Annotated in this window: 18 protein-coding genes, 1 tRNA gene and 1 pseudogene; 10 read left to right on the forward strand and 10 right to left on the reverse strand. The window is 70.4% G+C overall.

The features are described 5' to 3' along the window. Nucleotides 1–7: 7 nt before the first annotated feature. Nucleotides 8–421, reverse strand: a complete 414-nt coding sequence (locus ACIP5K_RS22870) for a hypothetical protein (protein WP_401412123.1) — start codon at nt 419–421, stop codon at nt 8–10. 41 nt (nt 422–462) lie between these two features. Next, a pseudogene (locus ACIP5K_RS22875) lies at nt 463–888 on the reverse strand (DUF4259 domain-containing protein). Nucleotides 889–1,100: 212 nt separating this feature from the next. On the opposite strand from ACIP5K_RS22875, the gene ACIP5K_RS22880 reads away from it, so the two are divergent. The 7 genes from ACIP5K_RS22880 to ACIP5K_RS22910 all read left to right on the forward strand — a co-directional run bounded on the left by ACIP5K_RS22880 (nt 1,101) and on the right by ACIP5K_RS22910 (nt 8,537). After that, nucleotides 1,101–1,706 carry a DUF6461 domain-containing protein gene (locus ACIP5K_RS22880; RefSeq protein ID WP_401412125.1) on the forward strand — a complete coding sequence of 202 codons (606 nt, stop codon included), beginning with the start codon at nt 1,101–1,103 and terminating at the stop codon, nt 1,704–1,706. Between the two features lie 100 nt (nt 1,707–1,806). After that, a complete protein-coding gene (locus ACIP5K_RS22885) occupies nt 1,807–2,253 on the forward strand; it encodes a DUF4265 domain-containing protein (RefSeq protein ID WP_401412291.1) in 447 nt (148 codons plus the stop codon). Between the two features lie 105 nt (nt 2,254–2,358). Further along, the gene (locus ACIP5K_RS22890) at nt 2,359–3,186 is read left to right on the forward strand and encodes a YwqG family protein (RefSeq protein WP_401412126.1); all 828 of its coding nucleotides are present in this window, start codon (nt 2,359–2,361) and stop codon (nt 3,184–3,186) included. Continuing rightward, a complete protein-coding gene (locus tag ACIP5K_RS22895; protein ID WP_401412293.1) occupies nt 3,186–4,421 on the forward strand; it encodes a hypothetical protein in 1,236 nt (411 codons plus the stop codon). The genes ACIP5K_RS22890 and ACIP5K_RS22895 overlap by 1 nt, the downstream gene beginning before the upstream one ends. A 186-nt stretch (nt 4,422–4,607) precedes the next feature. Next, the gene (locus tag ACIP5K_RS22900) at nt 4,608–5,195 is read left to right on the forward strand and encodes a hypothetical protein (RefSeq protein ID WP_401412128.1); all 588 of its coding nucleotides are present in this window, start codon (nt 4,608–4,610) and stop codon (nt 5,193–5,195) included. A gap of 217 nt (nt 5,196–5,412) precedes the next feature. Then, nucleotides 5,413–6,720, forward strand: a complete 1,308-nt coding sequence (locus ACIP5K_RS22905; protein WP_401412129.1) for a hypothetical protein — start codon at nt 5,413–5,415, stop codon at nt 6,718–6,720. A 191-nt stretch (nt 6,721–6,911) separates the two neighbouring features. Next, nucleotides 6,912–8,537, forward strand: coding sequence for a hypothetical protein (locus tag ACIP5K_RS22910; protein WP_401412131.1), 1,626 nt, complete (start codon nt 6,912–6,914; stop codon nt 8,535–8,537). 235 nt (nt 8,538–8,772) lie between these two features. On the opposite strand, the gene ACIP5K_RS22915 is transcribed toward ACIP5K_RS22910, so the two are convergent. From ACIP5K_RS22915 to galU, 7 genes are all read right to left on the reverse strand, one after another. Then, nucleotides 8,773–8,846 (reverse strand) — tRNA-Ala (locus tag ACIP5K_RS22915). A 69-nt stretch (nt 8,847–8,915) separates the two neighbouring features. Beyond that, on the reverse strand, nt 8,916–10,118 hold the full coding sequence (gene glpR / locus ACIP5K_RS22920; RefSeq protein ID WP_401412132.1) for a gephyrin-like molybdotransferase receptor GlpR: 1,203 nt from the start codon (nt 10,116–10,118) through the stop codon (nt 8,916–8,918). A gap of 171 nt (nt 10,119–10,289) precedes the next feature. Continuing rightward, the gene (locus tag ACIP5K_RS22925) at nt 10,290–10,937 is read right to left on the reverse strand and encodes a GNAT family N-acetyltransferase (RefSeq protein ID WP_401412134.1); all 648 of its coding nucleotides are present in this window, start codon (nt 10,935–10,937) and stop codon (nt 10,290–10,292) included. Nucleotides 10,938–10,954: 17 nt separating this feature from the next. Further along, nucleotides 10,955–11,515 (reverse strand): molybdenum cofactor biosynthesis protein B, encoded by a 561-nt coding sequence (locus ACIP5K_RS22930; protein WP_401412136.1) that lies wholly within the window; start codon nt 11,513–11,515, stop codon nt 10,955–10,957. Beyond that, complete coding sequence (gene moaC, locus ACIP5K_RS22935; RefSeq protein ID WP_401412137.1) at nt 11,512–12,003, reverse strand: cyclic pyranopterin monophosphate synthase MoaC; 492 nt, start codon at nt 12,001–12,003, stop codon at nt 11,512–11,514. The genes ACIP5K_RS22930 and moaC overlap by 4 nt, the downstream gene beginning before the upstream one ends. 96 nt (nt 12,004–12,099) lie before the next feature. Next, complete coding sequence (gene glp, locus ACIP5K_RS22940) at nt 12,100–13,449, reverse strand: gephyrin-like molybdotransferase Glp (protein ID WP_401412139.1); 1,350 nt, start codon at nt 13,447–13,449, stop codon at nt 12,100–12,102. 64 nt (nt 13,450–13,513) lie between these two features. Next, on the reverse strand, nt 13,514–14,416 hold the full coding sequence (gene galU, locus ACIP5K_RS22945; protein ID WP_401412141.1) for a UTP--glucose-1-phosphate uridylyltransferase GalU: 903 nt from the start codon (nt 14,414–14,416) through the stop codon (nt 13,514–13,516). 94 nt (nt 14,417–14,510) lie between these two features. On the opposite strand from galU, the gene ACIP5K_RS22950 reads away from it, so the two are divergent. Then, nucleotides 14,511–15,131: a 5-formyltetrahydrofolate cyclo-ligase gene (locus ACIP5K_RS22950; protein ID WP_401412143.1), complete on the forward strand. Its 621-nt coding sequence runs from the start codon at nt 14,511–14,513 to the stop codon at nt 15,129–15,131. A gap of 82 nt (nt 15,132–15,213) precedes the next feature. Here ACIP5K_RS22950 and ACIP5K_RS22955 read toward each other — a convergent pair whose 3' ends face one another. After that, complete coding sequence (locus ACIP5K_RS22955) at nt 15,214–18,030, reverse strand: penicillin acylase family protein (RefSeq protein WP_401412145.1); 2,817 nt, start codon at nt 18,028–18,030, stop codon at nt 15,214–15,216. Nucleotides 18,031–18,238: 208 nt separating this feature from the next. On the opposite strand from ACIP5K_RS22955, the gene ACIP5K_RS22960 reads away from it, so the two are divergent. Both ACIP5K_RS22960 and ACIP5K_RS22965 read left to right on the forward strand, forming a co-directional pair. Then, a complete protein-coding gene (locus ACIP5K_RS22960; RefSeq protein ID WP_401412295.1) occupies nt 18,239–19,741 on the forward strand; it encodes a potassium/proton antiporter in 1,503 nt (500 codons plus the stop codon). 295 nt (nt 19,742–20,036) lie between these two features. Then, nucleotides 20,037–21,329, forward strand: coding sequence for an MFS transporter (locus tag ACIP5K_RS22965; protein ID WP_401412147.1), 1,293 nt, complete (start codon nt 20,037–20,039; stop codon nt 21,327–21,329). The last annotated feature ends 69 nt before the right edge of the window (nt 21,330–21,398 follow it).

Below are 21,398 nucleotides of genomic sequence, written 5' to 3' on the forward strand. Positions count from 1 at the left end.
GTGGATGCTAGTGGTGTGGCTCGGCGGGGCCGGACACGCGGTCGCGGAACTGCTGGAACGCATGCCAGCCCGACGTCTGCCCGGCAGTGATCAAGTCGCCTTCGGCACAGTCGAGGACCTTGCAGCCGAGAGTTTCGGCAAGCCGGAAGACGGGTGTGAGCACGTCGTCGCCGGAGCCCCGGATGTGCAACATGATTGAGTCCACTGGGTCCTCGTCGCCGATGTTGAGTTCCATGGACCAGGTGGGTCCGAGGAGCTCTCCCCAGGATGGGTCCGAGAGATCTGCGTCGGGGGCGGCCTGGGCGACGGCCGCGAGCACGTCGTGGAGGCGGCCGAGCGGGGGCGAGGTGTGATCGCCTGGGATCTCATGGACCGAGGTCACGTTGTCGGGAAGGCGGAGGAGAAGTACATCCCAGCTCATGGCGGCCTTCCAGATGGAATCAGATAGTGGTTGCGGTGCGGTCAGATGAGGCTGAGCTGTTTTCCGAGCGGCTGTGGCAGGAGCACGTTCTGCAGGCGGCGGACATTCACGCGCTAGGGGCCGCCATCGGATTCCGCCCGTAGGTCCATCAGCTCGGACAGGTCGGTCATGACGCGGTCAAGGGCCTGAAGGGCGAGATCGCGCAGGCCGGTGAGATCAGGAAGGGGCTCTTCCGGCCCATAAACGGGATCGGCAGGCTCGCCGCCGGGGCATTGCGCGGCGACGAGGGCGGCGGCAGCAACGGCTTCCTCAGATTCGGGTGCTTCCAGATAGCCCGCAGTGTCGATCACACGGGTGAGAATGCCGCGGACGATGCCCTCACGTTCGCCTGCGGCTGCCTCATCGAGGTCGCCACAGAAGTCCGCTGCGGTGTCGTTATCGAAGGGGCCGACATCCCAAGTGCCCATGGTCTCTCCAGATCAGCCTTGGTCTTGACCGAGGCATCCTGACAGAGGCCACTGACAGCAGCCGCGCAGTCGAAGGGATGTCCGCGAGCCCCTCCAGTGATGCTTCAAGCAGAGAGGAAGAGCGCTTCCTGAACCGGCGGATGTCCCGTCCGATCCCTGCCGGCGGCCCCAAGGCCCCTCCGGTGTCAGTGACACGAACCAGGATGGACGGCATGACGAAGACCGGAGCGGACTACGCGTGGTTCGAAGACGACTTTCCAGAAATCGCCGAGGCGTATTGCTTCACCCTGGTGCGGGGCCTCTCACCTGCTGAGGTGGTATCTCGGCTCGACGGACGACCGGAGGCGCCCCTTCAGGGCATAGCCGCAGTCGTCGACGCCGCCTTCGCCCAGTACGACCTGGAGGAGGGCGACCGTCAGCTGGTCGCCATGACGACTGTGGGCGCCTGGACGCTGCTGATCGAGCCCAACGGGTACATCGGAGTCACCGAAGATCGAGCCCTGCCGGCCTCGGCCGGGGCGAGCTGGGTCTCTCACTTCGTCAACATCAACGCCGTCGGCACGTTCCTCTGGGCGGAGGACCGGGTCCTGCGACTCTGCTTCGACCCCATGTTCCCGGAGGACCGATGGGGCACCGCACCCGACGAGCTCCTGGACGTCATGGTGCGGATCGGCTTCCACCTCGAGGACGAGTCCCCGGAAACGGATCTGTCCTCACCAACGGCCTTCGCTCTGGCAGAGCACCTGACCGGCGTGGCCATCACTCCGGAGCTGCTCCAGGACACGACCTTCACCTGCGCCACTGTCCAGGTCCGATGACATCGCGCGACCACCCTCCCCGGTCCTTCCCTGTGAGTGCGGTGTGGATGATGGCGCGGTGACGAACATCAGGGACGCCCACGTGAAGGTCCACTTCCGGATGAACATAGGTGAGGACGGCTGGCCGCCGGCGAGTGTCGAGAGCCTGTGGGCAGTGGACCTTAGTGACGGCACAGTGCGGTTGGACAACACGCCATGGTTCGTACGTGGAATCGCCAGCGGAGACATCGTCAAGGTGGAGCTCGATGACGACGGACTTTTCTGGGCTGGGGAGACGGTCCGTCCGTCTCAGAACTGCACGATCCGGCTGATCGTGTTGAAGGACGGCGGCTCGGCCGCTGCCCGGCAGAGCGTTCTGGAGATCTTCCACAAGCTCGGCACGACGGGCGAGGGCATCGAGCAGGTCCGGATGGTGGCGCTGGATGTCCCGCCTGAGGCGGACCTGCCGCGGATCCGCAAGCTTTTGGAACACGGTGCGGCGCAGGGCTGGTGGCACTGGGAGGAAGGGTGCGTCACCGCTGCCTGGAGGTCCACGGCCACGGACTGACTGGCTGCGCGTGCTGTGGGAGGGCCGCCGAGGTCTCTGTCAGTGGCGCCGTGGATGATCGGGCGCATGACACATGGTTCCCGGGATGCCCTTCGCTCCCTTGTCTTGCAGCATCTGTCGCCCGAGGATGCTGAGACGTGGATCGGTCTGCTTCGCCCTGGCGTGCGTCTTGAGGTAGCGACTGGCTCTGACGACGTGGTGGGTCGCCTCGGTGGCCTTCCAGCCTTGCCGGCTGCCTCGGAGTGGCCGGTGTGGGATGAGCACGGTCCGCTCTCTTTCGTCGCCTCGATCGACTGCGGGCACCTGCCGACGGCTGCGCTGGACATCGATCTGCCCGCACCGGGAACACTGCTGTTCTTCTACTTCGACGGACAGCTGGACGGCGGTGAAGCTCTCGTTCTGGCCGAGGACCGGGAGAGCTGGGCGGGCGCCCGAGTGCTCTATGTGACGGCTGACGAGAAGGTGGCGGAGCGCGGGACGCCTGCAGGCCTCAAGCCGTATCCGGTGGTGCCTCTGACCGCTCGGGTGGAGATGACGGCGACCGAGCCCTGGCATCCGTCCGTCCGGGCCGCCTTCGCCCCGGGCGCCCCGCTGGGGAACCGGTACGACCACCCTGTCTGCTCACAGGAGTTCCTCGAGGCGCTGTGGGAGTTCGACGACGAGGTGGGGCATCAGATCGGCGGCCACGCTCACTCCGTTCAGAACCCTGTGGAGATCGAGATCGCGGAGGCGGTCCTGGACGGCCAGGTGTCCTGGGAGGACCCTCGGCTGTCCGAGGAGGCCGGCAACTGGGTGCTGCTGGCCCAGTTCGACAGCGAGGACGCCGCAGACATGATGTGGGGCGATGCCGGAGCCCTGTACTGGCTGATCCGCCCGGAAGACCTGGCCGAGCGGCGCTTCGAGCGGGCGATGTTCACCTGGCAGTGCAGCTGATGAGCGCGGCGCCTCCCGCCTGGGGAGTCCAGTACACGCTGAGCCTGCCGAGTGAGGACGCTGCCCGCGCCGCCGCGGCCGAGCTTTCCGGGATGGGCCACCGTCTGACGGCAGTGCGCGTCCACGATCACTTCCGGTTCGTTCCGTCGAGCTTCTGGTACGGAAAGCCGTCGATGGACCCGGAGCTGGAGGGGTGGTGGCAGGTCTTCTCGCTGGCCGTCTACAGCGGGTACGAGCGCATGGCTCTCGAGCCGTTCTTCCGGAGTGAACGGATTCGGGTGGCCGGCGTGGCCCGTGCCCACGCTGGTTTTCAGCAGGGGTGCAGCGAGGGCCATGCTGCGACTCTCGAAGGAGTCTTCCCACGGGACGGCCTGGTCCATGAGCAGGCCGGCGCCGACGTCGCCCTTCCGAGCCCTCTGCCCGAGGATCCCGCGCGGCCTCCGGCCGGTCCGCCGTGGAAGTGCAGTGAGGTCGGTGAGCCCGCAGCGGTGGTCCAGGCCGTAGTGGCGGTCGCAGAGCGCACGTACGGCAGCGCGGAGGATGCTCCGGACGCCGTGGGGTGGCTGCTCGACGAGGAGTTCGCGTTCGGCGAGCCCTACGGGTCAACGGGCGAGTTCCTCAGCGATCTCGCGGATGCCGTGGCCCACCAAGGCACTTGCACCGACACCACCGTCGAGGCTGTCCCATTCCTCATGGAGCTGATCTGCGACGACAGCGTCGCGCCCGGCAGCCGGCTGGTTCTGCTCGGCGACCTGTTGCGGCTTGCTGCTTCGGGGCCGACTGCAGAGGTCTCCCTGGCCGATCGCATCACCGCGCTCGGGGGTGCCTGCGAGGAGTCTGCAGCTGAGTACCTGACACGGCGGGCCATCGGCAGCGAGCTGCCGAGACTGCTGTCCCGCTGGGAGAACGAGAGCGATGCCGTCCGATTCGCTCTTGCCGCCCTCACGGCACTCTGTGGCACTCGTGACCAGCGCGCACTCTCAGGGCTGGCCGCTCTCCCGACTCCAACAGGCAGCTCCCGCGCCGATGTCGTGTCCCTCGTGGCAGCCCTGCTCAGTGACGACCGAGAAGACTTGGTACCTGCACTGGACGGGCTGGCCTCCTGGTCGCCCCGCATTGCAGAGAAGGCAGCCAGCCCGAACGTGGACCCTCAGACTCTGGGACTGGCCATCCTTCCGGACCTCGTCCTCGAAGACGTGGCATCAGGAATCGCAGCAGAGCGTGATCTGCCATAACTGTTAACGACGTAAAGAATTACGACTGGCATCGCAGACACGCAGGTCAGGGGCGCCAGACGTCAGATTCAGGCTCCGCCGCGCCTCAACTGCCAGACTTCGTTGGCTATTTGACTGCCGGGCACGACTGGCATTCCCTACGATGACTGCCGTTGTCCTGTCGTACGGGAGGGCCGAGGAGGGCGGATGGACTTCACAGAGGCGGGCGAGCCGGATGCGGCTCCCGGGTTGCGGACGGCTGTTGGGATCTACTCCGGCAAGACCGATCGGACGCTGGCTCGGATCTCGGAGCTCGAAGCAGAGCTCGCGGACCTTCGAGTCGAGGCGGCAAAGTACGCGAGCACTCGCGATCAGTTGAGCGAAGCTCTCTCCGAGCTCCTCGCAGGCCGCTCGGCGCCGTCCGAGGGCGACCAAAACCCCCAGCAGGACGCTGACGCGGAGGACGAGGACGGCGATGCGTCCGCCGGTGACGAGTCGGAACCGAGCGAGCCGTCTGAGGAGACGCGTGCCGGGCAGGGCGGGCCTTCGCGGTCGCCGTCCGGGCAGTTGATGCAGGCGGTCGAGCAGATCCTCGTGGGCGCCGGACGGCCGATGAAGGTCAAAGACATCACAGAGGCCCTTGGCCGTCCGACGAAGGGCGACGAAGGGCGGGCGCCCATCGAGACGACCCGCGCGACGTGCAAGCGGCTGGTGAAGAACGGCCGGGCCGTGGAGAAACCGGTCGGGACCTTCGCCGCCCGCCGGGTCACGGAATCGCAGGGAGGGGACGCCTGACGCCGCCGCCCTGAACATGAGACGCCCCCTCCTCCCATTGCGGGGAGAAGGGGACGGGCTCCGTTGAGCTTGGACCCTCTTCGGAGCCAGTGACGTGGACCCTCGTAGTGGCTCACGCATCCCCGAGGCTAGAGCAATCCGCCTCGCCTCGGGGGCGCGTGGCCTATTTCGTCGTTCCTTGGGGCGGGTTTCCCTGGGGACGGGAAGGCCGATTTTGATGCGTACTGCACATTCCGTCCCGCGGGTACAGCGGGACGGCGAGGAAGTCTTCCAGGCGGGCAACGGTGACGACGTCCGGCCAGCACCGGCCGGCGAGCAGGTCGGCAATGGCCTGCCGGTTGACCCCGGATCCGATAGCGACCTTCCGCAGGCTTCGCTTCTCGCGCTCCAGGGCGAGCGCGAGCGCGCGGGCGATGGCCTGGACGACTCCGGCGGCGACGTCGTCGACGGCGGAGTCGGGCCAGGATTCCGGATCGCGGGCAAGGTTTCGCGGCGCGGTCTTACGGGCCAAACCTCCGACCATGTCGATGCACTCCTTTCCGTGAAGATCGCCTTCGACGTCTTCACTGGCTGCTTGTCCAGCCGGTTCTGTTGGTCTGTGACACTGAGCTCGGAGGTCTCCAGCAAGATCCGCGACTACCGGCCCCGGCTGCCGCACCGGCAGTGGGGACCGGTCGCCGAGCTGGTGAGAGCCACCGTGGCGGCGACAGCTCCGGCCACCTGCTACGCCGCGGAGCATCTGCTGCATGTGATCGGCCGGATCGCGGTCTGGGCGGACCGGAGCGGGCTGCCGCGCGACCCGGGAACCTGGCTGCGGACCGAGACGATCGACGCCTTCATCCTGTCGGGCTGCGTTGCGGCAAAGGACTCGACAGTACTGACCTACCGAACCTGGCTGCGGCGGGCGCGGGAGGCTCTGGTGTGGGTCCAGCGCGGAGAGGCCCCTCCGGCTCGGCTTTCCTCGCCTCGCACGCCTCAGCCGCCTTATGGTGCGGGGGAGTTGGCTCGCCTGCGGGATTGGGCGAATCATCTGCCGGCCCAAGCTCGACTCGACGGCCTCGCCCTCATGACGCTCGGAGCCGGGTGTGGCCTGATGCCGGGCGAGGTCCCGCCCATGCGAGGCAGCCATGTTCGCGTGACCTCCGGCGGGGTCGCGGTGCTGGAGGAGAAGCTGCTCGCCCGACTCGTGGCGTGCCACTCCGACTGGGAAGGCACGCTGGCCGAGCTCGCAGAGACCTCCGGACCCGGATTCCTCTTCCGGCCGGGACGGAAGGTCGCGGCAGCCAAGAACCTCGTCTCGTCCTGGCCTGCCCGCCATCGGCCCCACGCGGGTCTGCCGCCGCTCTCCGCTCGGCGGTTGCGGTCGACGTGGATCGTGGGCCGGCTTTCCGAGGGCATCAGTCCGGAGGCGGTCGCTTCCGCCGCGGGCATGGCCTCCCCTGCCGGTTTGGCGGGCTACCACCACTGGGTGCCCCCACTACCCAGGGCGGAGGTGATCCGCTTGCTGCGTGGCCGCCGCTCGTGAGGGCACGGCCTGAAGCCGATCAGCTGGCCGCCCGCCATGCGCGGCCCCGACTGCGGCCTGGACGGCTCACCGAGATCCCAGACTCGAAGGTCGGACAGCTGCTGACCGTCCTCGAACGCTCCGGCCTGCCACAGCAGCTGGAGGACATGCTGCGAGGCCGTCCTGGGCCACCAGGCGTGCGGCCGAGGACCGTGCTGGCCGGCCTGATGCTCGCCGTGTACTACACGGGCCGAGCCACGGTCTCCGACGCCTGGCGGATCCTGCACTTCCGTCTCCAGCCCGCAGCCCGCGCGTGGCTCGGCATCCCCGAGGTTCCGCCGTCCACGGCACGTGCGTGCATAGCTGCCAGTCGTCGCCTCTACCGGGGGCTGGACCGGATCACCACCGCGCTCGACCCGGCACGCTGCGACCGGCGCCGGCGCCTGGACCAAGCGGAGGCGGACATCCACTCCGCTGCCTGGGACGAGGCTGTCGGCCGCGCGGCCGCGAACCGGCTCCAACGGCTGGCGAACGATCTCGTACTGGTCCCGGTCCGGCTGGCACAGCAACGGGGATACCTTCGGAACTGGGCCGGTGACGTGGGCGTGGACGCCACCTCCATCCCGGTTCTGGCCAACCCCGATAGCGACTACTCGGGCACGGCCTCCGTCGAGATCACCGCCGGCTGGCACTTCAGCGGCGGCTCCGACAAGGGCATCTTCGGCTACAGCGCGAGCCTGCTCGTCGCCGCCCACTCCCGCACGGGCGAAGGAGCCACGAAGGGCCGCCGCGCGCCCTCCTACCCGCAACTCTGCCTCGGCCTCAGCCTGGACACTCCGACCGTCCGTACGGGCGAGAACGCGGTCACCGTGTTGAAGCACCTCGCCGAGCTTCGACTGCCGACAGGTACCTGTGCCGCAGATCGGGCCTACACCGGCTGCTCGCCGGAGAACTTTCAGGTTCCGGTACGCCGACTCGGCTACCGCCTGGCCCTGGACTACAAGGCGGCCGACCGTGGCATCCAGGGCAGCTGGCAAGGAGCCGTACTGATCGACGGCTCCCTCGCCTGCCCACACATCCCCAACGCCCTGGCTCAGGCCACTCACGGCATGGACGACAAGACCTTCCGCCGACGGCTCGACGATCTGAAACCTCTGGTCGCCGAGCGACTGCCCTACTTCCTCAAGCTCAAGCAGAACGCCGACGCCCGCGGAACCGTGCGCCTGCAATGCCCGGCGGCCGGGCCGTCCCCTTCGGTGAACTGTCCACGCCGAGAACGCCTCCGCCCTGCTCGACCGACCGCCTCGGGCCCGCCTCAGACCGTGATCAAACTGGCGGATCTCCGCTCCCGCGCCAGCCACGCCTCGGCTCGCCCGACCGTCCAGCTCCCTGACAGAGAGTGGACGGACCCTCCCGGCAAGGAGGCGCTGCCCGCCGTCTGCGGGGCCTCCGCGATCAGCGTCCCCGTCGACGCGGCCGGAGACCTGAAGATCGCCAAGTTCCGGCAGGACAGCCACTACCTCAGCCTCGCCTGGGATCGGATCTACAAGCCGATCCGTTCCCACAACGAGGGCCTCAACGGCCGCCTCAAGGGCGCCTACATGGACATCGGGAACCCGATGCACCGCCGAGCGCCCGGCCAGGTGGCCCAGACGATCCTGATCGCGATCATGTTGGCCATCGGAAACCTGGACATCCTGGAAACCTGGCTCTACGAGCGCACTGGCAGCCGACTCTCCGACGCAGACTTCGAATCCGTTCCAGCTGCCCCAGATCATGACCTGGCGTACATGCCCACCCCACTCGACATGGGGCGGCATCCGCCGGCCAACCTCTGATCGGGCAGCGTCACAGCCGCACAGCACCATCACCAGCCCCGGGCGACCGGGGCCAGTTCGCATGCCCCGGCAGCGGTGAGGCACCTGCCGAGCAACCCGCCAGACCCGATACGCCGCCATCCACCACCCCGAACAGGCATCGAACGACCCCCGAAACGACGAAGATCCCGCCCGATCTTGCGATCGGACGGGATCTCGTCACCATTCCTGAGCTAACTCAAGAACTGTCGTGCAGTGGACCTGAGGGGATTCGAACCCCTGGCCCCCTCGATGCGAACGAGGTGCGCTACCAGACTGCGCCACAGGCCCTTGCAACGAGTGAAACTCTAGCACCCCGATCGAGGTGCTTGGAAATCCGTTCCGGGCTGGTCAGCCCGGTCACTCGTTGGCGGCGCGCGGGCGGCCGTCCGCGCCCTCGTCGTACTGGTCGAAGAGCGGCGTGCGGCCGCGCTCGCGCGAGCGGCGGGCGGAGGCCGCGCGGCGGGCGTCGCTGCGTCCGTCGTCGGCGACGGGCGACTCCTCGGCCCGCTCCTCCTCGACGGCCGAGGAGCGGGCGGCGCTCCACGTCTCGGGGGCGCCGTAGTCGATGCCGCCGCCCGCGCGCGGGGCGACCGGCGCGGTCACGTACGTCGGCAGCGGGACCGGGACGGGGTCCCAGCTGTCGCCCGAGCCGGGGCGCCGCTGGCGCTCGCGCTGCTGGTCGACCCACTCGGCGTGGTCGGTCTGCTCGACGAGGGCGCGCCGGTCCGCGGCGAGCGCTTCGAGACCGGGGTCGGTCGCGAGGTCCTCGGCGTCTGGTCCGTCCTCCGCGGTGTCCGGGTACTCGGTGTACTCGGCGGGAGCGCGGCCCGCGGCCTGCTGGCGGCGGCGGGGCTGGCGCTCGCGCAGCCGCTGGGCGGCGATCTCGGCGCGGCGCCGGTCCATGACGTAGGCGAAGCGGCGGCGTTCCTGGGCGCGCAGATAGACGATGTACGCGCTGAGCAGGAGGGCCGGCGCGGCGGGCGCCCACAGGAAGGCGATGCCGCCGACCCCGGCGACGATCGCGCCGATGCTGAACGCGATGAAGAGCATCACGGTCGTCCGGCGACGGCGGGCGAGCACCTTGGTGCGGCGGGCGCGGGCCTGGGCCTCCGCGGACGCGGCGCGGGCCGCGCGGGACCTGGCGGCCTCGGTCGCCGGGTCGCGGGCGGGCTCGGGCTGGTCGCGCGCGGGGGCCGGGGGCCGCTGCGCGGGTGCGGGGCGCTGGGCGGCCGGGGGGCGCTGCGGGGTCGGGGGGCGGTCGTCGACCGGGGATCGCTCGCCGGACGGAGGCGTGATGAAGGCCCGGACGTCCACCGGATCGGTGGGCACGTCCGGGTCGGCCGGGTCGCCACGCCGCTCGTCCTCGGGCGAGCGAGCCTGGAGGTCCTTGGCGTACCGGCGCTCCATGCCCGCCCGACCGGAGAGAAGTCGGATCGCGGTGCTGAAGCGTTCCGTAGGACGTGCTTCGTTCAGCTCGTCCTGCCTACGGAGCCACATCGGCACCAAGTAGGCGGCCCAGGCCCCGACAATGACTGCGTAGATGAGGCCGCTGCTGCTCACGGTCACACCGTAGAGGGGTTTCCGTGAGACCATCCGCCAATTGGGCCGGTGTGTCGCACGATCTGGCTGATATTTCGAGCTTTTTTTGCGACTCGTGCGATCAACTGGCTGACCGGGGCGGGAATTTAATGGCTCTCCCGGTCCACCCGCGATCAAATTCGAACATTTATTTTATTTCCAGGGGGTTCCCGGGTCCGCCCGGTCGGGTGCCCCCGGACCTGCGCCGTTGCCGGGCCGTTCGCGGCGCCAGCGGCGGAGCATCCCCTCGGGGACCTCTTCGGCGGTGAGCGCGAAGACCAGGTGATCGCGCCAGCCGCCGTCGATGTGGAGATAGCGCGGGCGCAGCCCCTCCTCGCGGAATCCGAGCTTTTCCACGACGCGGCGGCTCGGCCCGTTCTCCGGGCGAATGCAGACCTCGATGCGGTGCAGGCCCACGGTGCGGAAGCAGTGGTCGACGGCGAGCGCGACGGCCGTCGGCATCACCCCGCGCCCGGCCACGGACTGGTCGACCCAGTAGCCGACGTGCCCCGAGCACATCGAGCCCCAGGTGATCCCGGCGACGGTCAACTGGCCCACCAGCTGGCCCTGGTACTCGATGACGAAGGGCAGCATCCGGCCCGCGCCCGCCTCCGAGCGCAGGTGGCGGACCATCTGACGGTAGGTCGGGCGGTGGGTGATCGGGCCGCTGGGGGTCGGCGGCGGGATCGTCGCCTCCCAGGGGCGCAGCCAGTCGCGGTTGCGCCGGTTCACCTCACGCCAGGCTCGCTGGTCGCGCAGCCTTATCGGGCGCAGGACGACATCACCGTCCACCAGGTCCACGGGCCAGGACGGGCTGTTCAGGGCGCACCCCCGGCGTGCGCGTCCGGTCCGCCGTCCGGGCGGGGGTGGTCGCCGCCGCGGAGCTGGTCCACGGCGTGGACGAGCAGCGGGGCCAGGACGGCGAGGCCGTCCTTCACTCCCCCGCTGGACCCGGGCAGGTTCACGATCAGAGTGCGTCCGGCGACGCCGGCGAGGCCGCGGGAGAGCGCGGCCGTGGGCACCTTCCGCCGGCCGTGGGCGCGGATGGCCTCGGGGATGCCGGGGACCTCGTGGTCGAGGACGCGGGCGGTCGCCTCGGGGGTGCGGTCGGTGGGCGAGATGCCGGTGCCGCCGGTGGTGACGACGACGTCGTACCCGGCTTCCGCGGCGGCCCGCAGCGCGGCTTCGACGGGGTCGCCGTCCGGGACGACCTGCGGCCCCTCGACCTGGAACCCGAGCGCGCGCAGCCCGTCGGCGATCAGCGGACCGCCCGTGTCGGCGTAGACGCCGGCGGCGGCCCGGTTGGAGGCGGTGACGACGAGCGCGCGGTATCCGTCAGCCGTGCCGGACTGCCCGCCCGGCGGTGGGGTCACGGTCACGCCCGGCTCCAGTCACCCGACTTGCCGCCCGTCTTCTCCTCGACCCGCACGTCGGAGATCACGGCGCCCTTGTCGACCGCCTTGACCATGTCGACCACGGTGAGGGCGGCGACCGAGACCGCCGTCAGGGCCTCCATCTCGACGCCGGTGCGGTCCGTGGTGCGCACGGTGGCCACGATCTCCACGGCGTCGTCCGCCACCGACAGGTCGACCTCGACGCCGGACACGGCGAGCGGGTGGCACAGCGGGATCAGGTCGGGGGTGCGCTTGGCTCCCATGATCCCGGCGATCCGCGCGGTCGCGAGGGCGTCGCCCTTGGGCACGCCCTCGCCGCGCAGCAGCTCGACCACGCGCGACGACACGCGCACGCGCCCGCTGGCCCGCGCGGTGCGTGCGGTGACGTCCTTGCCGGACACGTCGACCATGCGGGCCGCGCCCGCCTCGTCGAGGTGCGTGAGCCGCGTGGGCCGGTCTTGCGAAGTGCTCATGACGTGGTGGCGCTCCCGATCCGAGCCGTGCGCGGTGCGGGCGCGCCGGACTGTTGTGCGCGACACGGTATCGCGAGCCCGCGACGGCCGGGCCGGTCAGCCCAGGACAACCACGTCCACCTCGGTGCCGGGCTCCACGGACGTGACGTCCTCGGGCACCACGATCAGCGCGTCGGCCCGGGCGAGCGCGGCGACGAGGTGGGAGCCGGACCCGCCGACGGGCTCGACCCGGCCCGCCTCCGCGTCGTAGACCCCGCGCAGGAACTGGCGGCGGCCGGCGGGCGAGGTCAGCGCCTTGTCGACGGCCAGCTCTGCGCGGACCCGCGGGCGCCGGACGGTCTCGGCGGGCAGTCCCATCAGCGTCCGGACGGCGGGCCTGACGAACAGTTCGAAGGAGACGTAGCTGGAGACCGGGTTGCCCGGCAGGGCGAGCAGCGGGGTGTGGTCGGGGCCGACCGAGCCGAAGCCCTGCGGCTTGCCGGGCTGCATGGCGAGCTTGCGGAACTCGACGCCGCTGCCCGCGCCGAGCCCGCCCTCGTCGTCGGGGTCGCCGATGGAGGTCAGGGCCTCCTTCACGACGTCGTACGCGCCGACGCTGACCCCGCCCGTGGTGACGATGAGGTCGGCGCGGATCAGCTGGTCCTCGATGGTGGAGCGGAGCGTCTCGGCGTCGTCGGTGACCGCGCCGACCCGGTAGGCGATGGCTCCGGCGTCGCGGGCGGCGGCGGTCAGCGCGAAGCTGTTGGAGTCGAAGATCTGGCCGTCGGCCAACTGCTCTCCGGGCTGGACGAGTTCGCTGCCGGTGGAGACGACGACCACGCGCGGGCGCGGGCGTACGCGTACGGAGCCGCGGCCGACGGCGGCGAGCAGGGCGATCTGCGGCGGGCCGAGCACGGTGCCGGCGGCGAGGGCCTTGTCGCCGGCCCTGACGTCGCTGCCCTGCGCGCGGACGTGTGCGCGTGCCGGGGCGGGGCGGTGGACGCGGACGTCGCCCGAGGCGCCCTCGGGGGCCGCGCTGTGGGCCGCCATGGACGTGACCGGGCCGGCGCCGAGGCCGCCGTCGGTCCACTCCACGGGGACGACGGCCTCGGCGCCGGGCGGCAGCGGGGCGCCGGTCATGATGCGGGCGGCCTGGCCGGGGCCGACGGTGAGCCGGCCGTCGGGTCCCGCCGCGCCCGCCGCGACGTCGCCGATCACGGTGAGCACGGCGGGGAACTCCTCGCTCGCGCCCGCGACATCGGCGACGCGGACGGCGTATCCGTCCATCGAGCTGTTGTCGAACGGCGGCAGCGAGACCGGCACCGTCACGTCCTCGACGAGCACGCAGCCCTGGGCGTCGAGGAGTTGCAGTTCGATCGGGTCGAGCGGCTGGACGGTGGTGAGGATGTCGTCCAGGTGCTCGTCCACCGTCCAGAGCTGGCCGTGGCCGGCGGGGGCCACGGACACGGACGACGCTGACGTCGCTGACGACGCTGACGACGCTGACGGCGGGGTCGCGCTGCTCAAGGTGCTACATCTCCTCGGTGACGTAACTGCGGAGCCAGGTCCGGAAGTCCGGGCCCAGGTCTTCACGTTCGCACGCGAGTCTGACAATGGCACGCAGATAGTCGCCGCGGTCACCGGTGTCATAGCGGCGGCCCTTGAAGACGACGCCGTGCACGGGACCGCCGATCGTCTCGTCCGCGGCGAGTTTCTGGAGGGCGTCGGTGAGCTGGATCTCGCCGCCGCGGCCCGGCTCGGTCTTGCGCAGTATGTCGAAGATGTTCGGGTCGAGGACGTAGCGTCCGATGACCGCGTAGTGGGAGGGCGCGTCCGCCGGGTCCGGCTTCTCGACGAGGTCGGTGACCCGCACGACGTCGCTGTCGGCGGTGGTCTCGACGGCGGCGCAGCCGTAGAGGTGGATCTGCGAGGGCTCGACCTCCATGAGCGCGACGACGCTGCCGCCGTGCCGCTCGCGGACGTCGACCATGCGGGCGAGGAGCGGGTCGCGCGGGTCGATGAGGTCGTCGCCCAGGAGGACCGCGAAGGGCTCGTGGCCGACGTGCGGGGCGGCGCACAGGACGGCGTGGCCGAGGCCCCTGGGGTCGCCCTGGCGGACGTAGTGCATGGTCGCGAGGTCGCTGGACTCCTGGACCTTGGCGAGGCGGCTGGCGTCGCCCTTCTTCTGGAGGGCGGACTCCAGTTCGTAGTTGCGGTCGAAGTGGTCCTCAAGAGGGCGCTTGTTGCGGCCTGTGATCATGAGTACGTCATCGAGACCCGCTGACACGGCCTCTTCGACCACGTACTGGATCGCGGGCTTGTCGACGACCGGGAGCATCTCCTTGGGAGTCGCCTTGGTGGCCGGCAGGAACCGGGTTCCGAGGCCGGCGGCGGGGATGACAGCCTTGGTGATCCTGGCGTGCGAGTCAGTCATGCCGGTCACCATATCCGGCCTCAATGGGCGGAATCTGTGGGTCCGCTTTGTTGATGCGTAGATGAGCGGATGAGGAGAGGTTTGTGAGTTCCCGATGAGTCCCGACCCGCGTGACGCGCGTGACGCAGAGCCTGACAAGCGCACATTGCGGCGGGAGTTCCTGGCGGTGAGGAACGCGTTGCCAGTGGATGACGTCCAGGAGGCGCGCACGGTTCTCGCCCGGCGCGCCCTCGGTCTCACCGAGCTGGCGACGGCCTCCACCGTCGCGGCGTACGTCTCGGTGGGCACCGAGCCCGGCACGGGCGCCCTGCTGGACGCGCTCCACGCGCGCGGGACGCGCGTGCTGCTGCCGGTGCTGCTGCCCGACAACGACCTGGACTGGGGCGCGTACGACGGGCCCGGCTCGCTCGTCGACGTACCGCGTCCGGGCAGGATGACGCTCGCGGAGCCGGCCGGGGAGCGCCTCGGCCGGGACGCGGTGCTCGCGGCGGACGCCGTGCTGCTGCCCGGGCTCGCGGTGGACGCGCGCGGCACGCGGCTCGGCCGCGGCGGCGGCTCCTACGACCGCGTCCTGGCCCGCCTGGAGGCCGCGGGCGCGCACCCGGCGCTGGTCGTGCTGCTCTACGACAGCGAGGTCGTGGAGCGGCTTCCGCACGAGGCCCACGACCAGGCCGTGCACGCGGTGGTGACCCCGTCCGGAACGCGCCGCTTCTAGGTTCCGAGGACGCGTGCGGGAGCACGTGAGGGGGGCCGTCGCGCGCGCGACGGCCCCCCTCACGTGGTCATGCACCCCGGTGTCAGGGCTTCAGGAGCAGCGTGTCCGACGTGGAGTCGTCCACGGCGTCCTTCGTGAAGGACCACGGCAGCAGTTCGCCCTTGACCCACTTGTCGGTCTGGTCCGTGTAGTGCGCGCTGAACGTGTGGCCCGAGGCGCCGGTCAGGTTGATCCACTGGGACTTGTCGAGGTCGTCCAGGTTGACCACCATGCGCATCGAGGGCACCCAGTCGACGCCGTAGCCGCCCGCCGCGTTCCAGCCGGTCGCGTCGACGGCCGCCTCGCCGCCGCCGAGCTTCCAGGGCCCGCGGTTGAGGACGTACTGGAGCCAGCCCGGGCCCGCGGTGCCGAGCGTCTGGTTCTTCAGCTCCAGCTTGTGCAGGCGGCCCCAGCTCCAGGTGTCGATGTCCTTGCCGAGCTTGGCCGTCAGGTCCCAGCGGGCGTCCTCCAGGGCGCGTCCGAACAGCTCGTCACGGGTGTGCGTGGCCTGGTCGGTACGCGACTTGGGCGAGGTCCACCAGTCGTTCTTCTCGTCCTTGAGGAGATTGCGGACGACCTGGAACCAGCGGTCGCCGCCGTCGGGCTGCGCCGAGTCCGTGTCGCGCTCGCCGCACTCGCGGACCTTGCGGTCCTCGTCGGCCGGGCCCGTGTTGTCGACCGGGTCGACGGTCAGGCACTGGCCCTCGACCCGCAGCTCCTTGGGCAGCTTGTTGCCGAAGGCGAGCTTGAGGACGTTGCGCCAGACCGAGTTGAAGTAGGCGGCGGCCGCCGAGTCCGGGTTCTGGGTGTAGTCCCAGTTCTCCAGCAGCTGCTGGGCCTGGCGGACGTCCTTGTCCTGGACGTCGATCTTCAGCAGGTAGGGCACCAGCAGCTTGGCGATCTCGCTGCTGTTGTCCATCTGGGTCGTGCGCATGTCGTCGGTGGAGATCTTGCCGCCGCCCTTGATCTTCGACGCGATCAGGTCGGAGATGCGCTGGCTGCGGGTGCCGTAGCCCCAGTCCGTGGTGAGCGTGTACGGGTAGTCCTTGCCGACCACCGCCTGGTTGGCGGTCACGATGTAGCCCCGCTCGGGGTTGTACTCGTAGGGCAGCGCGGACTGCGGGATGTACTTGGTCCACCGGTACTTCGAGTCCCAGCCCGGCGACGGCAGCGAGCCGTCGCCCGCTCCGCGCTCGGGGATGCGGCCGGGCAGCGTGTAGCCGATGTTGTTCTCGGTGTCGGCGTACGTGAGGTTCTGCGAGGGCACCTGGAAGTCGGTGGCCGCCTTGCGGAACTCGCTCCAGTCCGACGCCTTGTCGATCTCGAAGACCGCGTCCATGGTGTTGCCGGGCTGGAGCGCGGTCCAGCGCAGCGCGATGCCGTAGCCGTCGCCGCGGTCGGGCGCCGAGGAGCCGACGGTCGCCTTCTTGCCGACCTTCACCAGCTCGTCGTTGCGGTCGGACAGCAGCGGCCCGTTGTTGGTCTCGCGGACCGTGATGGTCCTGGAGTCGCCGCCCGCGACCCGGATGACTTCCTTGCGGGTGGTGAACGGCCTGGTCTTGCCGTCGTACAGGTAGCCGTCGCCGCTGAACTTCTCCAGGTACAGGTCGGTGACGTCGACGCCGGAGTTGGTCAGGCCCCAGGAGATGTGCTGGTTGTGGCCGATGACCACGCCCGGCATCCCGGCGAAGGTGTAGCCCGTCACGTCGTACTGGCACTTCGCGCTGACGTTCGTGCAGTGCAGGCCCATCTGGTACCAGACCGACGGAAGTTGCGGCGCCAGGTGCGGGTCGTTGGCCAGCAGCGGCTTGCCGCTGACGGTGTGGCGGCCCGAGACGACCCAGGAGTTCGACCCGATGCCGTTGCCGTTCGGCCCCAGGCCCGCGGAGTCGGGGATCTGGTCCAGGACGTCGGAGAGGCCGCCCAGCTGGCCCTGGAGGCCGCTGGGGGCCTGGGTGCCGCCCGTGAGGCCGGTGCCCGCCGCCCCGCCGGTGGTGGTGCCGGACTGCCCAGACTGCCCGGACTGCCCAGACTGCCCGGACTGCCCGGTCTGCCCGGACTGCGACGAGCTGCCGGTGGCGTCCGGGTCGTACGTCCCGGTGGCCGCGTCGAAGGCGCCCTCCTGGACGATCGGCTTGTTCCGGTCGTACGGGTACGCCGGGTAGAGATCGGCGATCTGCTTCGGGCCGAGCCGGCTCGTCATCAGGGAGCGGTCGATCTCGTCCTGCATGTTGCCGCGCAGGTCCCAGGCCATCGCCTTCAGCCAGGCCACCGAGTCGACCGGCGTCCACGCCTGCGGCTTGTAGTCGTTCTCGAAGCCCAGGGCGACGTACTCGGCGGAGATCGCCTTGCCGCTCTTGCCCGACAGGTAGGCGTTGACCCCCTTGGAGTACGCCTGGAGGTACTTCTTGGTCGCCGGTGCGAGCTCGGAGTCGTACTCCTTCTGCGCCACCCGGTGCCAGCCCAGCGTGCGCAGGAACTCGTCGGTCTTCACCTGCCCCTTGCCGAACATCTCGGAGAGCCGGCCCGAGGTCGTGTGGCGGCGCACGTCCATCTCGTAGAACCGGTCCTGCGCCTGCACGAAGCCCTGGGCCATGAACAGGTCCCGGTCCGATGAGGCGTAGATCTGCGGGATGCCGTAGCCGTCCCGCTTGACCTGGACGGGCCCGTCGAGACCGTCGATCTTCACCGAGCCCGTGGTCTGCGGCAGGGAGGCACGGACGCTGTCGACGCTCCAGTAGGCGCCGTACCCGATGCCCGCGATCACCGCCAACACCAGGACGATCACGATCAGTCGGGCTCGGCGCCCCTTCTTCTTGCCGGGCTTGCTGCCGGCAGAGGCGTTCGTAGTGGAGGGCATCGCGATCCTTGCTGTCCTTCGCTAGCGGCGGGCGAGAGCAACCATACGAGCAGTGCGCCGCGCGCTCGGACGCGGAGTCAGGAAGGAGGCGTCCGCAAGCGGTCGGCGGATCCGCCCTCGCGTCAAGAAAGCGTCAAAGATTAGGTAAGGTAACGAAGTAACTCCCCCACGCCGACCGTGCGAAGCCTCCTCCCGGAAGGAACGGCCCCTGACTGTCCACCACCTCAACCAGCTCCTGCTCGTCAGCGCCCTGGTGCTGCTCATCGCGGTCGCCGCGGTGCGCGTCTCCTCGCGCAGCGGGCTGCCCAGCCTCCTGCTCTACCTCGGCATCGGCGTCGCCATGGGCCAGGACGGCATCGGCGACGTCTCCTTCAGTGACGCCGAGATGACCCAGGTCATCGGATACGCGGCGCTCGTCGTGATCCTGGCCGAGGGCGGCCTCGGCACGAAGTGGAAGGAGATCAGGCCCGCCCTCCCGGCGGCGGTCGCGCTGTCGCTCGTGGGCGTCGCGGTGAGCGTCGGCGTGACCGCGGCGGGCGCGCACTACGTGGTGGGCCTGGACTGGCGGCCGTCCCTGATCATCGGCGCGGTGGTGTCCTCCACGGACGCCGCCGCCGTCTTCTCGGTGCTGCGCAAGGTGCCGCTGCCGGCCCGCATCACCGGCATCCTGGAGGCCGAGTCGGGGTTCAACGACGCCCCGGTGGTGATCCTCGTGGTCGCCTTCTCGGCCGCCGGCCCGGTGGAGCACTGGTACGTCCTCGTCGGCGAGATCGCCCTGGAGCTGGCCATCGGCGCCGCGACGGGCCTCGCGGTCGGGTGGCTCGGCTCCTACGGGCTGCGGCACGTCGCGCTGCCCGCCTCCGGCCTCTACCCGATCGCCGTGATGGCCATCGCGACCGTCGCCTACGCCGCGGGCGCCATGGCCCACGGCAGCGGATTCCTCGCCGTCTATCTGGCCGCCATGGTGATGGGCAACGCCAAACTGCCCCACTGGCCGGCCACCCGCGGCTTCGCCGAGGGGCTCGGCTGGATCGCGCAGATCGGCATGTTCGTGCTGCTCGGCCTGCTGGTCACCCCGCACGAGCTGGCCGACGACATCGTGCCCGCGCTGCTCATCGGACTCGTGCTCACCATGGTCGCCAGACCGCTGGAGGTACTGGTCAGCCTCGCGCCGTTCCGCATGAAATGGCAGGAGCAGGCCCTCATGTCGTGGGCCGGGCTGCGCGGCGCGGTGCCCATCATCCTGGCGACCATCCCGATGGTGACCGGCGTCGCCGACAGCCAGCGGATCTTCAACATCGTCTTCGTGCTGGTCGTCGTCTACACCCTCGTCCAGGGCCCCACGCTGCCCTGGCTGGCCAGGAAGCTGAACCTGGGCGACTCCGCGGAGGCCGCCGACCTCGGCATCGAATCGGCGCCCCTGGAGCGGCTGCGCGGGCACCTGCTGTCCGTGTCCGTGCCCAAGGGCTCGCGGATGCACGGCGTGGAGGTCGGGGAGCTGCGACTACCCAAGGGCGCCTCCGTCACGCTCGTCGTGCGCGAGGGGGAGTCGTTCGTCCCCGGCCCGACGACCGTGCTGCGGCGCGGCGACGAACTGCTCGTGGTCGCGACCGACCCCGTACGGGACGCGGCCGAGGCCCGGCTGCGCGCCATCGGCCACGGCGGCAAGCTCGCCGGCTGGCTGGGCACCGGACCGGAAACCGGCCGTTAACATGGATGTCCGGACGCACGTACGGCGTTCTCCGTAAGCCGTACGCGTCCCCACGAACCACCGACGTACCACCGACTCTGCCTGAAGTAGAGCCGGCGCGACCGCAAAGCGGCCGCGGTCCCCCTGCGGCGCCCGCACCACGCGCGCGAACCGCTCGGCCAGGGCCTCTCCTGGCGCGGCCCCACCTGGCGCGGACCGCCGGCATCACTCGGTTCCCGGCGCATGAGGACGGCTCTCGGTGTCCTCCTCCCCGACCGGGAGGCGGGCACTACCAGGCGGCAGAAAGGCAAGGGCCGTGCCACAGAAGGACACGGTCACCGGACCCGACGAGGGGCGGACCAAGCGCCCCGGTTACGGCCAGCTGCTGCGCACCCGCGGCGCCTGGACGTTCCTGCTGCCCGGCTTCGCCGCGCGCCAGCCGTTCGCGATGCTGACCATCTCGATCGTCCTGCTCGTCCAGCACACCACCGGCTCGTACGGCACCGCAGGCGCGGTCTCCGCGACGACCGGTGTCTCCATGGCGCTGTTCGCGCCCTACAGCGGCAAGCTGGCCGACCGCTTCGGCCAGCGCGCCGTCCTGCTGCCCGGCGTCCTGGTGCACTGCGCCGCCGGTCTCACCCTGACGCTGCTCGCCCTGTCGGGGGCGCCCACCTGGACGCTGTTCCTGGCCGCCGTGCCGACCGGTGCCTCCACGCCGCAGATCGGGCCGATGGTCCGCTCCCGCTGGGGCGTGAAGCTCCAGGGCTCGCCCCTGGTGCAGACCGCCGCGGCCTTCGAGTCGGTCACGGACGAGTTCACCTTCGTCCTCGGGCCGCTGTTCGCCACCGCCCTGTGCACCGGCGTCGACCCGGCCGCCGGCCTGTTCACCGAGGCCGCGCTCACCCTGGTGGGCGGCCTGCTGTTCGCCGCCCAGAAGGGCACCCAGCCCCCGGTGCGCACCTTCGAGGAGCACGCGCGCGTGGAGCACGCCTCCGCGCTGCGGGTGCCCGGCGTGCGCGTCCTGATCGTCACGTTCCTCGGCATCGGCGCCGTCTTCGGCGGCATGCAGGTCTCGCTCGCCGCCTACTCCGAGGCGATCGGCCGGCCCGGCCTGAACGGCGTCCTGTACGGGATCTTCGCCGCCGGGAACATGCTCTCCGGGCTCGTCTGCGGCGCCGTCGCCTGGAAGATCGCCCCGCAGCGCCGGCTGCTCATCGGCTACACGGCGCTCGCGGTCACCGCGTCCGGCCTGTGGGCCGCGCAGTCCGTCGTCGTGCTCGCCGGGCTCGGTCTGCTGGTCGGCGTGTGCATCGCGCCCGCCCTCATCACCGGGTACACGCTCGTCGAGAAGATCGTGCCGGCGACCTCCCGCACGGAGGCCTTCACCTGGCTCACCGGCGCGGTCGCGCTCGGTCAGGCGGCCGCCGTCACGGTGGCCGGGCAGCTGGAGGACGGCTTCTGGGACGGGGCGGGGTTCCTCGTCCCGATGGGCGGCACCGTGCTCGCCCTGGTGGTCATGTTCCTGCTGCGTTCGCGGCTCGTCCCGCCGCCCGCGGGGCGGACCGTGGCACGTGGCGTGGGTCACCGCGTGCCGGTGGCAGTGGACTGATCCCGTGGAATAGGCCACTATGGAGCGTCGTTAGCACTCATTGAGTGAGAGTGCCAGGAGGAAGACACA

It is taken from the genome of Streptomyces sp. NPDC088785, assembly GCF_044750685.1.
GTDB lineage: Bacteria > Actinomycetota > Actinomycetes > Streptomycetales > Streptomycetaceae > Streptomyces.